This is a genomic window from Streptomyces thermoviolaceus (assembly GCF_045209695.1).
Lineage (GTDB): Bacteria > Actinomycetota > Actinomycetes > Streptomycetales > Streptomycetaceae > Streptomyces > Streptomyces thermoviolaceus.
The window spans coordinates 2,269,519-2,282,977 of record NZ_CP109280.1; the positions used below are offsets into that span (position 1 = coordinate 2,269,519).

A 13,459-nucleotide genomic window follows, 5' to 3' on the forward strand; every position below is an offset into this window, starting at 1 on the left:
ACAGGGAACACGGCCTCCGGCCCCTCTTGCGCGGGAGGGGCCGGAGGCCGCCGTGCTGTGCGGCCGGCGTCCTGCGGCGCAGGTGCCCGGCCCGTCGGCCGCCGTGCTCGGTGACACGTGTGCTCCGCGGGAGCGCCGTGCTCCGTGGGAGCGCCGTGCTCAGTGGAAGAAGTGCCGGGCGCCGGTGAAGTACATCGTCACACCCGCCTTGCGCACGGCCTCGACGACCTCGGCGTCGCGGATCGAGCCGCCCGGCTGGACGATGGCCTTCACCCCGGCCTCGATCAGGATCTGCGGGCCGTCGGGGAAGGGGAAGAAGGCGTCCGAGGCGGCGTAGGAGCCGCGCGCCCGCTCCTCGCCCGCCCGCTCGACCGCCAGCTTGCAGGAGTCGACCCGGTTGACCTGGCCCATGCCGACGCCGACCGAGGCGCCGTCCTTGGCGAGCAGGATCGCGTTGGACTTCACCGCCCGGCAGGCCTTCCAGGCGAACGCCAGCTCGGCCAGCTCCTCCTCGGACAGGGCCTCGCCGCAGGCGAGCGTCCAGGCGGCCGGGTCGTCGCCCTCGGCGTGCAGCCGGTCGGCCACCTGCACCAGGGCGCCGCCGTCGATCGGCTTGACCTCGAGGGACTGCGCGGGGCCCTCGGGGCAGCGCAGCACCCGGATGTTCTTCTTCCGGGTGAGGACCTCCAGGGCGCCGTCCTCGTAGTCCGGGGCGACGACGACCTCGGTGAAGATCTCGGCGACCTGCTCGGCCATCTCCTTGCTGACGGGACGGTTCACGGCGATCACACCGCCGAACGCGGACAGCGGGTCGCAGGCGTGCGCCTTGCGGTGCGCCTCGGCCACGTCGGCGCCGATCGCGATGCCGCACGGGTTGGCGTGCTTGATGATCGCCACGCACGGCTCGGCGTGGTCGTACGCGGCACGGCGGGCGGCCTCCGTGTCCGTGTAGTTGTTGTACGACATCTCCTTGCCGTGCAGCTGCTCCGCCTCGGCCAGGCCGCCGGTGCCCGCGGTGTACAGGGCGGCGGGCTGGTGCGGGTTCTCGCCGTAGCGCAGGGTGCGCGACCGCTCCAGGCCGGTGGCGAGGAACTCGGGGAACGGGGAGTCGTCGGCCGGCGCGTAGGACGAGGCGAACCACGAGGAGACCGCGATGTCGTACTCGGCGGTGTGCCGGAACGCCTCGGCGGCCAGGCGCTTGCGGGCGGCCAGATCGAACCCGCCGTCCTTCACCGCGGCGAGGACGTCGGCGTACCGCTCGGGGCTGGTGACCACCGCGACCGACGGGTGGTTCTTCGCGGCGGCGCGCACCATCGAGGGGCCGCCGATGTCGATCTGCTCCACGCACGCGTCGGGGTCGGCGCCGGAGGCGACCGTCTCCCGGAACGGGTAGAGGTTCACCACGACCAGGTCGAAGGGCTCCACGCCCAGCTCGGCCAGCTGCCGCCGGTGGTCCTCGAGGCGCAGGTCGGCGAGGATGCCCGCGTGCACCTTGGGGTGCAGGGTCTTGACGCGGCCGTCCAGGCACTCGGGGAAGCCGGTCAGCTCCTCGACCTTGGTGACGGGCACACCGGCCGCGGCGATCTTCGCGGCGGTGGAGCCGGTGGAGACGAGTGCGACGCCGGCCTCGTGCAGCCCGCGCGCCAGCTCCTCCAGGCCGGTCTTGTCGTAGACGCTGACGAGCGCGCGCCGGATGGGCCGCTTGTTGCTCTCGGCGGTCACTGGATTACTACCTTTCGTCCCTCGATGCGATGGCCGTGGCGGGCGAGCCGCCCCACGACCTCGACGAGCAGCCTTCGCTCGACTTCCTTGATGCGCTCGTGCAGTGCGCTCTCGTCGTCCTCGTCCCGGATCTCCACCGCGCGCTGCGCGATGATCGGCCCGGTGTCGACGCCGTCGTCGACGAAGTGGACGGTGCAGCCGGTGACCTTGACGCCGTACGCGAGCGCGTCACGGACGCCGTGGGCCCCGGGAAAACTGGGCAGCAGGGCGGGATGCGTGTTGACGATGCGCCCGCCGAACCGTGCGAGGAACTCCTTGCCCAGGATCTTCATGAACCCGGCGGAGACGACGAGGTCGGGTTCCCAGGCGGCCACGGCCTCGGTGAGCGCCGCGTCCCACTCCTCGCGCGTGCCGTGGTCCTCGATGCGGCGGACGAAGGTCGGCACCCCGGCGCGCTCGGCGCGCGCCAGCCCCTCGATGCCGTCACGGTCGGCGCCCACGGCGACGATCTCGGCGCCGAAGGCCTCGGCGCCCGATGCGGCGATCGCGTCGAGGAGCGCCTGCAGATTGGTGCCGGATCCGGAGACCAGCACGACGAGGCGCTTGACCACGGGCTTGGCGGCCACGACGGGGCCCTTTCTCGGGGAAGCCTGTTCGGTACGGTCGACGCGTTTGTACGGTCGTACGAATGCTTCGTGCCCTCCGATACGGGGAAGCCTACGAAGCGGCCGACCGTCAGCAACGATACCGGCACCGCCGACGGCCCCCATGGGACGGGGGCGGGGCCGGAGGGTAGCGTCGGGGAGGAAGGGACTCGGGAACGCGGCCGCGCCGCGGCGCGTTCTCGCTGTGACAGCTTCGTCCGGCCCATGCCGGCCGGGTGCCCGTCAGCAGTCTCGTCAGCCGTAACCACAAGGGGAAGACGCTTACTCGATGCCGGACCGCAGCCTGCGACTCCTCATGCTCCCTCCGCAGTCGGCGCGGGGAGGGGAGCGCGGCACCGTGTTGCTGCGGGAGCGCCCCTCCTCGCCGCCGGACGGGAAGGACACCCGGGGCAAGGACGCCGACCCGAACAACTCCGGCCGGCCGGGCGCCGGGACGGACGACAACCCGTTCGCGCCGCCGCCCGAGGGCGCCCCGGACCGCCCCTGGCAGCCGCGGCGCCCCTCGGGGGGCGATGCCTCCGGCGAGGAGGGCCGGGGCGAGGGCGGCGACCGCTCGCCCTGGGGCCGCTGGAGCGACCGGCAGCCCGACCGCTCCCCCGGCGGCTTCGGCGAACGCCCGCAGCTGCCGGGCGCCGGCGGCGAGGGCCCCGGCCGACGGCCCGGCCCGGGCACCCGCTGGGACCCCACCGATCCCGCGCAGCGCCGGGCGCGCTACGCGCTGCTGTGCGGCATGTGGGCGTTCTTCTTCGTGCTGTTCGGCTGGCCCTATGTGGCGCTGCTGCTCGGCGCGCTCGCCCTGTACTGGGGCATCAGCTCGCTGCGGTCCGCGCCGCGCCGCCCGGATCCGGACCGGTCGGCCGCACCGCAGCCGCAGGGCCGCCCGCAGGCCACGGCGGCGGTCAGCGGCCTGGTCACCGCCTCGCTGGCGCTGGTGCTGGTCGCGTCGGGCTTCGCCGCGCAGTTCGTCTACCGCGACTACTACGCGTGCGTGGACGACGCGCTCACCCATCAGGCCAGACAGTCCTGCGACCAGCATCTGCCGCAGCAGCTGCGGGGGCTGCTGGACGCGGACGGCTGAGGTCCGCGGGCGGTTCAGGCGGCCTCGGCGCTCGGGCGGCCGGGGTCGTGCCGCCCGGGCGGCCGGTGGCCCGTGGTCAGCCGGGCCCGGGTGTGCTGCCCGGAGCGGGTGCGGCATCGGGGTCGTCCGGAGCGGGTGCGGTTGTGCGATCGCCCGGTGTGACGCCTGCCGTGCCGGGCCGGGGGACGGTTCCGGTGTCGTGCGGGTCCTGCGGCGCGGGTGGTGGGACGGCTTGCGGTCCGGGACGGGGCCGGGGGGCCGTCGGCAGGTGCGCCGGCCGGGACGAGGACGACGGCGGCACCGGGGCCGGCTTCTGCTCGCGTCCGGCCCGTCCCTCCTCCCCGTCCTGTTCGTCCGCCGCACGGCCCGGCTCTCTCTGGGGTGCCCGCGGTTCCGGCGCCGGGTCGGCGTCCTTCGGTGACCACGGGGTGTGCGGGAGGCCCGGCCGGTGCGGGCGGTGTGCGGCGTGGTCGTCGGGCCAGGCGGTGGGGTCGCTCACGGCCGGATCGAGGGGCAGCGCGTCGTACGGCTCGGCGGAGGCGTCGTCGTAGCGCGGGGGCACCCGCACCGCCGCGGCCTGCGCGGGCCCGGCCGGCTGCGCGTCGCCGTGGCGCGGCCCGACGGTGTCGCCGTGGCGCGGCCCGACGATGCGCACCGCGCTCCGGGCGCGCCGGAACAGGCGGCTCGCCCAGCGCCGCCACACCCAGACCAGCAGCGCCGTCGGCACGGCCACCGGTACGGTCCACAGCACCGCGGCCCCGGCCACCTGCCAGCCGGCCGGACCGAACCGCGCGAGCACGCCGTGGCCCAGCGCGCCACCCGCCAGCTGCGCGGCCGCACCGAGGCCGAGCGCGCACACCAGGCAGGCCAGGGCGGCACCGCCCGCGGTCCGCCGCCAGGACCAGGCCCGGCCGTCCCCGTCGGCGTCCCGCACCTCGCCGGTCGCGGCGTCGGCGACGAACCAGCCGATGGTCGCTCCGGCCGCCACCGGCACCGCCGCGCACGCCCAGTGCAGCCGGGTGCCGGGGCCCGCGTCCGGCACGGCCGCGAGCAGCGGGAACGGCGGCAGCAGCGGCGCCGGTGCGGAGCCGACCGGGGTGACGAGGTGACCGGCGCCGAGCTGGAACCCCGGCCCGAGGGTGTAGGCCACCGCCCACAGCACCGCGTTGGGCAGCAACGCCAGGCACAGCAGCAGCACCGCGAACCGGCCCGCCCAGCCCTCCGTCAGCCGGACGAAGCCCGCCTGGGCCGCCCCGGAGTGCCACACCAGGGACACCCCGAGCACCAGCGCACCGCCTCCGGTGAACATCAGCGCACCGGCTCCCGCGGCCCGGGCCGAGGGCCCCAGCCGCGCCCGCGGGCCCGGCATGAGGAGCAGACGGCGCACGCCCGGCGACAACCGGCTCAGTGCCCGCTCGAGCGGCGCGCGGGGACAGCCGTACGCCGCCCAGACGCCGCTGCCCGCCGCGACCGCGGTGACCAGCGGCACCCACAGCACGGCCCAGGGCCAGGAGGGGCGCAGCGGCCCGTCCTGGGCGTATCCCGCGGCGGCGCCGACCACGGAGAGATAGCCGGCGACGACACCGCTCCAGGCGGTGCGCGGCGGGACCAGCGGGCCCCCGTCGCCGGGGTCGGTGGCGTCCCGGCCCGCCCGGTGCAGCAGCACCGTGGGCAGCAGGAGCAGCAGCAGCGGGGTGACGCCGAGGGGGACGTCCGCGCCGGTGAGTGTGCCGGTGCGGACCAGTTCGGCCCCGTGCGCCAGCAGCCACAGGGCGGCGGCCACGCGCAGGGCGCTGCCCGGTGAGCCGTCGGGGTCGGGGGAGCTGATCCACAGGACGATGACGAGGACGGCGGTCGCACCGAGGCCGAGGCCCGCAGCGACCGCGCCGCCCAGGAGACCGGCGCCGAATCCGGGCGACCGGGAACGCAGACGGGCGGGCGGGGAGGCGAGCGGCGGTCGTCGACGGTTCTTCGTCTGGATCACGCCCGCCATGCTCCCAACGTCACTCGCTTTCCGGGCGTAACGGGCGCTTCTCCGTAGTGTCGCTCAAGATACGCTTATGCGACGGTTCATGCGGAGGGAGGACGCGGAGGGAGGCACGGTGCCGGACAGCCGCGCGACTCCTCTGCCTCCGCCGCCGCACCGCCGGTGTCCGGGGGCTCTCGCAGGCCTGACAACCGCTCAGGAGGCGTACGTGTCCGGGGTGGAGACCGAAGGCAGGGGCGGTTCCGGAACGAGGGGCGGGGCCGGAGCCGGGGCACGGAACGGTTCCACGCGCGCCGTCGGCCGTCGGGCCGGGGCGCGACCGACTCCCGCTCAGGCCTTCGACGCGCTGCACGCCTACTGCGCCCCGGCACTGCAGCGCCAGGCCTATCTGCTCACGGGCCGTCACGACCACGCGCGCGACGCCGTGGCGCGGGCCTTCCGGCTGGCCTGGCAGCGCTGGCCCGAGGTCGCCCGCGACCCCGACCCGCCGAGCTGGGTGCGTGCGGCGGCCTACGATTGCGCCCTGTCCCCCTGGCGGTCGGCCCTCCGGGTCGGCCGGCGCCCCGATGTCCCGCCCGATCCGGCCGACCGGGCGCTCCAGGCGGTGCTGCTCCGGCTGCCGCCGTGCTACCGCCGCACCCTCGTCCTCCACGACGGCGTGGGCCTGAACCTGCCCGACACGGCCGCGGAGACCGAGGCGGGCACGGCCGCGACGGCGAACCGGCTGCTGCACGCCCGCGAGGCCGTGGCGGCCCTGCTGCCGGACCTCGCCGACCCCGCCGAACTGCACCGGCGGCTGGTGAGCCTGGGCTCCGCGGAACGCGGTCCGGTGCCCGCGGCGAAGGACCTGCGCGCCGCCGGGGAACACGGAGTCCGGCTGTGGACCCGGTCCGCCCTCGCGCTCACCGCGGCCGTCACCGGGGCGACCGCGCTGACCTGGCACACCGCCCCCACCCACTACGAGGCGCCGGTGTCGCCCGGCCACGCCGTGGAGGGACTGCCGGTGCCGGGCACGCTCGGCCCGGTGTCCCGCGACGCCCTCCGTCCGAGCACCAAGCTGCGCAAGGGGCCCTTCGCCGGCCCGGAACGGCTTCTGCCACTGGCGCGTTAGCGGCCGACGCCCGTGACACGAGCCGGCACCCCCGTCGTCCGGCATCGCCGGTCACCCGTGTGACCCGTCGTCGAACGGGCCCGAGAACGGCGGTGGGCCCGCCCCTGGTGCAGGGGCGGGCCCACCGGCCGAGCGCCGTGCGGCGGATCGGCTCGCGCTTCGGAAGGCTCGGAAGGCGACGAGACCGGTCGCTCAGGAGGCGGCGAGGATCTCGCGCGCCAGCTTGGCCGTCTCGGTCGGGGTCTTGCCGACCTTGACGCCGGCGGCCTCGAGGGCCTCCTTCTTGGCCTGGGCGGTGCCGGAGGAGCCGGAGACGATGGCGCCGGCGTGGCCCATGGTCTTGCCCTCGGGGGCGGTGAAGCCCGCGACGTAGCCGACGACCGGCTTGGTCACGTTCTCCTTGATGAAGGCCGCGGCCCGCTCCTCGGCGTCGCCGCCGATCTCGCCGATCATGACGATCAGGTCGGTCTCGGGGTCCTCCTGGAACGCCTTCAGGGCGTCGATGTGGGTGGTGCCGATGATCGGGTCACCGCCGATGCCGACGCAGGTGGAGAAGCCGATGTCCCGCAGCTCGTACATCATCTGGTACGTCAGCGTGCCGGACTTGGAGACCAGACCGATGCGGCCCGGCTTGGTGATGTCGGCCGGGATGATGCCGGCGTTCGACTGGCCCGGGGTGATCAGGCCGGGGCAGTTCGGGCCGATGATGCGGGTCTTGTTGCCCTTCTTGCCGGCGTACGCCCAGAAGGACGCCGTGTCGTGGACGGCGATGCCCTCGGTGATGACGACCGCGAGCGGGATCTCGGCGTCGATGGCCTCGATGACCGCGTCCTTGGTGAACTTCTCCGGGACGAAGATCACGGTGACGTCGGCGCCGGTCTTCTCGATGGCCTCCTTGACGGTGCCGAAGACCGGGATCTCGGTGCCGTCGAAGTCGACGACCTGGCCCGCCTTGCGCGGGTTCACGCCACCGACGATGTTCGTGCCGGAGGCGAGCATGCGGCGGGTGTGCTTCTGACCCTCCGAGCCGGTCATGCCCTGGACGATGACCTTGGATTCCTTGGTGAGGAAGATAGCCATGGTGTTGTGTGACCTCGTCCCTTACTTCGCGGCAGCAGCCAGCTCGGCGGCCTTGTCGGCCGCGCCGTCCATGGTGTCCACCTGCTGGACCAGCGGGTGGTTGGCGTCCGTCAGGATCTTGCGGCCCAGCTCGGCGTTGTTGCCGTCGAGGCGCACGACCAGCGGCTTGTTGACTTCTTCGCCCTTGCTCTTGAGCAGGTCCAGGGCCTGCACGATGCCGTTGGCGACGGCGTCGCAGGCGGTGATGCCGCCGAAGACGTTGACGAAGACCGACTTGACGTCGGGGTCGCCCAGAATGATCTCCAGGCCGTTCGCCATGACCTCGGCCGAGGCACCGCCACCGATGTCGAGGAAGTTGGCGGGCTTCACGCCGTTGTGCTTCTCACCGGCGTAGGCGACCACGTCCAGGGTGGACATGACCAGGCCGGCGCCGTTGCCGATGATGCCGACCTCGCCGTCGAGCTTGACGTAGTTGAGGCCCTTCGCCTTGGCCGCGGCCTCGAGCGGGTTGGCCGCCGCCTTGTCGTGCAGCGCCTCGAACTCCGGGTGGCGGAACTCGGCGTTGTCGTCCAGGGAGACCTTGCCGTCCAGCGCGATGACGTCACCGGAGGCGACCTTGGCGAGCGGGTTCACCTCGACCAGGAGGGCGTCCTCCTCGACGAAGACCTCCCACAGCTTCACCAGCACGTCGGCGACCTTGTCGGCGACCTCGGCCGGGAACTTCGCGGCGGCGACGATCTCCTGGGCCTTCGCCTTGTCGACACCGTCGATCGGGTCGATCGCGATCTTGGCGACGGCCTCGGGACGGGTGGCCGCGACCTCCTCGATCTCCATGCCGCCCTCGACGGAGGCGATGGACAGGAAGGTGCGGTTCGCACGGTCGAGGAGGAAGGAGACGTAGTACTCCTCGACGATCTCCGGAGCGGTCTCGGCGATCATGACCTTGTGGACCGTGTGGCCCTTGATGTCCATGCCGAGGATGTCCGTCGCGCGAGCGACCGCCTCGTCCGGAGTGGCGGCCAGCTTCACACCACCGGCCTTGCCGCGACCACCGACCTTCACCTGCGCCTTGACGACCGACTTGCCGCCCAGCCGCTCGGTGATTTCGCGCGCCGCCTCAGGCGTGTCGATGACTTCACCGGCCAGCACCGGTACACCGTGCTTGGCGAAGAGGTCCCTCGCCTGGTACTCGAACAGGTCCACGCGCTTCCGTCCCTATCAGTGATCTAGCGGTTCGTTGAATGCGTGGGCGTGCCGCGAAGGGCAACGTGACGTCCGCTTGTCACAAGGGAGGCGCACACGGTGTCCGAGCGCGCGGCATGTCCACCTCGCAGGTTATCGCCGCCCGCGGGAGCGCCCTAAATCCGGGGTCACACCCGAGCGGTGATACCTGTCACATGATGCCGCGCCTCTGGCACGGCGTGCCAAGAGGGGGCCGGTCCGTGCGAGCCCCCGGGCCGGGGCTCGTCCCCGCGCGACCTGCCGGAACGGCCGCGCCGTTCCGGAGCGGCCGGTCGCCGGGCCGCGACGGCCGGCGGAGCGCCCGACGGTGACCGTCCGTGCGCCGGAGCGGTGGACCGGCACTGACGGACCGGTGGCCGAGCGCCCGACGGACCGACCGGTGGCCAGGCGCCGACGGGCCGGTGGCCGGGTGCCTCGGGACCCGCGCCGGCCACCGGAGGCAGCCCGTTCGCCAGGCGGCCCGCGCGCTGTCGCCCGTGACCCGCTGTCACCTCACCCGGCCTGCGGGCGCCCGGCAGGCGGGCTGCCTCCGGTCCGTGTCTCATGCGGCGTCCGGCACCGGCAGGGGTCGCTTCTGCAGCGCCGCCGCCATCACCTCGGGGAACAGGTCGGGGGTGCAGGCGAACGCCGGTGCGCCGAGGGCCGCGAGCGCGGCCGCGTGCTGCCGGTCGTAGGCGGGGGCGCCCTCGTCGGACAGCGCGAGCAGCGCCACGAACTGCACCCCGGACGCCTTCATCGCCGCGACCCGCTTGAGCATCTCGTCGCGTATGCCGCCCTCGTACAGGTCGCTGATGAGAACGACGACCGTCTCGGAGGGCCGGGTGATCTGCGACTGGCAGTAGGCCAGCGCGCGGTTGATGTCGGTGCCGCCGCCGAGCTGGGTGCCGAAGAGCACGTCGACCGGGTCGTCCAGCTGGTCGGTGAGGTCGACGACCGAGGTGTCGAACACGACCAGCCGTGTGTCGAGGGACCGCATGGACGCCAGCACCGCGCCGAACACCGAGGCGTACACCACGGACGCCGCCATCGACCCGGACTGGTCGATGCAGAGGATGACCTCCTTCTTCACGGACCGGGAGGCGCGGGCGTAGCCGATGAGCCGCTCGGGCACGACCGTCCGGTACTCGGGCAGATAGTTCTTGAGGTTGGCCGCGATCGTGCGGTTCCAGTCGATGTCGTGGTGGCGGGGCCGGTTCACCCGGGCGCTGCGGTCCAGGGCGCCGGCGAGGGCGGACCGGGTGCGGGTGGCGAGCCGCTTCTCCAGGTCCTCGACGACCTTGCGGACGACCGCGCGTGCCGTCTCCTTCGTCGTCTCCGGCATGGCCTTGTTCAGCGACAGCAGGGTGCCGACGAGATGGACGTCCGCTTCCACCGCCTCGAGCATCTCCGGTTCCAGCAGCAGGGTGGACAGGCCCAGCCGATCGATGGCGTCCCGCTGCATGACCTGGACGACGGAGGAGGGGAAGTAGGTCCGGATGTCCCCCAGCCAGCGGGCCACCGAGGGTGCCGAGGCACCGAGTCCGGCGGACCGCTCCCGGCTCGCCCGTCCCGCCCCGGCCCCGCCGCCTCCGTAGAGCGCGGTGAGCGCCGCGTCCATGGCGGCGTCCCGGCCCGACAGCACGCACCGGGTGCCGTCCGCCCCTTCCTCACCGCCGAGCACCAGCCGCCAGCGCCGCAGCCGCTCCTGGGCCGGATCCTGCCCCTCTACCTCGTGCCGGTCCTGCGCCGGATCCTGCCCCCGTACCTCGTGCCGGTCCTGCGCCGGATCCTGCCCCCGTACCTCGTGCCGGTCCTGCGCCGGGTCCTGCACCCGCATCTCGTGTCGCTCCTTCCCGGACGCCGTCACGTCCCCCGTCGGTTCACCGGACGCCATCACGCCACCCCCGCCGGTTCGCCGTCCGCTGCCCGGGCCCGCGCGCCGGCCGCGGAACCGGACGGGCCGGCCGCAAGAGGCGTCCTCGGGTCGTCCAGCCCCAGCAGCAGCCGCACCACCGGCAGCACCGCGTCGGCCCGCTCCCGGTCGAGCTCGGCGGCGAACCCCGCAGCTCCGGCCGTCCCGGCCGCGGCGTCGCCGGCCTGTCCGGGACCGCGCCGCACCAGCTCACCGAGCGTCCGGCGCACCCCCGGCTCGTACGTCGAGAAGGTGCGCCGCAGCAGCGGCAGGACATCCTCGAACGCCTCCGCGGGCACCCCGGTCAGCCAGGTGTCGACCAGGCCGAGCAGCCGCTCGTCGTGCACGAGCAGCATCCCTCCCCCGCCGCCGGCGAATCCCTCGATCCATGCGGCGGCGTCCGCGGGCGGTGTGCCCGGGGAGAGCGCCAGGCCCATCAGGCGCGCCGCCTGTTCCTGCTCGAGGCTGCCGTCGTCGAGCAGGAGCCGTGCCGCGCGTCCGCGCAGCAGCCCGGGCACGGTGTCCCGGCCGGACAGGGTGCGCAGCACGCCGTGCCAGCGGGCGCGCAGCTCGTCGCGGCGGTCCGGGAGGGTGTCGCCGAGCATCCCCGTGGCGGGGTGCACGGCGTCCAGATGGCGCCGCATCTGTGCGGCACCGTCCGCGTCGAGCACGGCGCAGGCCGGCGGCAGGCCGACGAAGATGCGTTCGGCCAGGCCCGCGGCGACCTCGGCCAGCGCCTCGGTCGCCGTGCCGCGCACGTCGCCGTAGCGCAGCGAGCGGACCAGGGCCGGCAGCGCCTGGGCGAGGTGCCCGACGTCCGCGTCGAGCGCGGCCTTGTCGGCCAGCACCTGCATGACCACGGGGAGCGCCGCGGGCAGCTGGGCGAGCAGGCAGTGCTCGGCGAGCGCGGTGACGTCGGCGAGGGTGGCGGCGCCGAGGGCCTCCGCCTCCGCCTTGGCGGTCGCGGCGGCCACGACGGTCGTGCCCCACGCCCCGGCCTCGGCGACCCGCACCGACAGCTCCGGCTCCCAGCGCAGCCACCAGCTCTCCCGGAACGTGCCCGTGCTGCCGGGGGCACCGGCCGGCTCGCCCCAGTTCACGCCCAGCAGCCGCAGCCGGTGCAGCAGACGGCTCCGCTCGGCGTCCGTCTCCTTGCGCAGGTCCAGGTCGACCCTCCGTTCGTGCGCCTCCGGCTTGAGCCGCAGCCGCCGCTGGAGGCGGGTCAGGTCCCGCTGCAGGGGCACCGCGGGCGCCGCGTCGGGCACCTCGCCCAGCTCGTCCCCGACCACCAGCCGGTCGTGCACCAGCGCCAGCGGGACGTCGGATCCCTCGCACATCACCGCCCGTGCGGCGTCCAGGGTCTCGCCCAGTCCGGGCAGCGGGCGCCCGCGCATGGCGGCCAGTGTCTCGGCCAGCCGTACCGCCTCGATGACGTGCGCGGTGGAGACGGTCCGGTCCTCGGCGCGCAGCAGTGCGGCCACCTTGGTCAGCCAGCGCTCGACCGGCCGGTCCGGCGCGTCGAACAGATGCGCGTACCAGCCGGGTGCGTCGATGCCCGCGCCGTAACCGCCGGCCCGGGACAGCCGCCGGTGCGTCCAGGGCACCCACGTCATGTCGGTCTTGACCTTGGGCAGCCCTTTCAGCAGGGCGCGGTCGGCGGTGACGGTGGCCTTCCGGCGCAGTGCGGGCACATGCCACGCCCCGCACACCACGGCCACGCTCCCGCCGGACTCGCGCCGCGCCGCGCGGATCTTCAGGCGCATGTGGGCCTCGCGCACGAGATCCCGCTCGTCGTCGCGGTCCGCGTACGTCTCCCGCAGCGCGGTCATGGCCTCCTCCAGCACCGTGAACGGCGCCAGCGGGTCCCCCTGTCCGGCGCCCCGGTGCTCGACCACGTCCTCCCACCAGCGCTCCGGGTCGTCGTAGCCGGCGGCAGCGGCGAGCGCGGCGAGCGGATCGACGCGCACGTCGTCGCCGGCCGGGTGCCCGGTGGCCGGCTGTGCCCCGTCCGGGTGCCCGGCTTCGGGTGCTCCCCCGGCTGCCGGTGCGGGCGCGTGCGGGCCGGCGGCCTCCGGTGGCTCCTGGGCGGGACCCGGGCCGGCGGCGCCGGTTCCGGCGGGTCCGGAACCGGTCGCCACCGTCGCCTCCGCTCCGGTCCCGGCCGGCGGCTCCGCGGTCCCCTCCCCCGCGGAGCCCCGGCCGTCACCGGGTCCCTGGTCCGCCTTCCCGGAAGCGGTCCGGTGCCGGTCCCACGCCAGGGTGTGCGCGGCCGGCAGGTCGATGAAGCGGACCTCGGCCCCGTGCTCCAGGGCCCACCGGACGGCCACCCACTCCGGGGAGAAGGCGGCCAGCGGCCAGAACACCGAGCGGGCCGGCTCGTCCACGGCGTGGGCGAGCAGCGCCACGGGCGGCCGCATGCCCTCGTCCGCGGCGAGCGGGAGCAGCGCATCGGCCTCCGGCGGGCCCTCGACGAGCACCACGTCCGGCCGGGCCGCGTCGAGCGCGGCCCGCACCGCGCGCGCCGACCCGGGGCCGTGGTGCCGCACTCCGAGCAGCAGCGGCTCCGCGGCCCTGCCGCGGCCGCCCGCCCTGTCAGCTCCGGTCACACCGTCCCCCTCGCCGTCAGCCGTTCCCGCCCCGCGTGCCGTCCGCACCGCGTGAGCCGTCCGCCTTTTCCGCCCGT

General features: G+C 74.7%; 9 protein-coding genes. 2 read left to right on the plus strand and 7 right to left on the minus strand.

What is annotated here, in order from left to right:
- Nucleotides 1-159: 159 nt before the first annotated feature.
- Both purH and purN read right to left on the minus strand, forming a co-directional pair.
- Complete coding sequence (gene purH, locus OG899_RS09850; protein ID WP_406310994.1) at nt 160-1,722, minus strand: bifunctional phosphoribosylaminoimidazolecarboxamide formyltransferase/IMP cyclohydrolase; 1,563 nt, start codon at nt 1,720-1,722, stop codon at nt 160-162.
- Nucleotides 1,719-2,348, minus strand: coding sequence for a phosphoribosylglycinamide formyltransferase (gene purN, locus OG899_RS09855; protein ID WP_125496778.1), 630 nt, complete (start codon nt 2,346-2,348; stop codon nt 1,719-1,721). The genes purH and purN overlap by 4 nt, the downstream gene beginning before the upstream one ends.
- Before the next feature lie 307 nt (nt 2,349-2,655).
- On the opposite strand from purN, the gene OG899_RS09860 reads away from it, so the two are divergent.
- Nucleotides 2,656-3,465, plus strand: a complete 810-nt coding sequence (locus OG899_RS09860; protein WP_125496777.1) for a hypothetical protein — start codon at nt 2,656-2,658, stop codon at nt 3,463-3,465.
- Between the two features lie 76 nt (nt 3,466-3,541).
- Here the strand turns inward: OG899_RS09860 and OG899_RS09865 are convergent, their stop codons facing one another.
- On the minus strand, nt 3,542-5,458 hold the full coding sequence (locus tag OG899_RS09865) for a DUF6350 family protein (RefSeq protein ID WP_406310995.1): 1,917 nt from the start codon (nt 5,456-5,458) through the stop codon (nt 3,542-3,544).
- Between the two features lie 202 nt (nt 5,459-5,660).
- On the opposite strand from OG899_RS09865, the gene OG899_RS09870 reads away from it, so the two are divergent.
- Entirely contained in the window at nt 5,661-6,563 is a 903-nt protein-coding gene (locus OG899_RS09870; RefSeq protein WP_306467615.1) for an RNA polymerase subunit sigma-70, read from the plus strand.
- Nucleotides 6,564-6,755: 192 nt separating this feature from the next.
- Here OG899_RS09870 and sucD read toward each other — a convergent pair whose 3' ends face one another.
- From sucD to OG899_RS09890, 4 genes are all read right to left on the minus strand, one after another.
- A complete protein-coding gene (sucD, locus tag OG899_RS09875) occupies nt 6,756-7,643 on the minus strand; it encodes a succinate--CoA ligase subunit alpha (protein ID WP_125496776.1) in 888 nt (295 codons plus the stop codon).
- A 21-nt stretch (nt 7,644-7,664) separates the two neighbouring features.
- On the minus strand, nt 7,665-8,846 hold the full coding sequence (gene sucC / locus OG899_RS09880) for an ADP-forming succinate--CoA ligase subunit beta (protein WP_125496775.1): 1,182 nt from the start codon (nt 8,844-8,846) through the stop codon (nt 7,665-7,667).
- Between the two features lie 580 nt (nt 8,847-9,426).
- Nucleotides 9,427-10,701 (minus strand): VWA domain-containing protein, encoded by a 1,275-nt coding sequence (locus OG899_RS09885; protein ID WP_229814493.1) that lies wholly within the window; start codon nt 10,699-10,701, stop codon nt 9,427-9,429.
- Nucleotides 10,702-10,757: 56 nt separating this feature from the next.
- Nucleotides 10,758-13,382, minus strand: a complete 2,625-nt coding sequence (locus tag OG899_RS09890) for a DUF5682 family protein (protein WP_221886884.1) — start codon at nt 13,380-13,382, stop codon at nt 10,758-10,760.
- Nucleotides 13,383-13,459 lie beyond the last annotated feature (77 nt).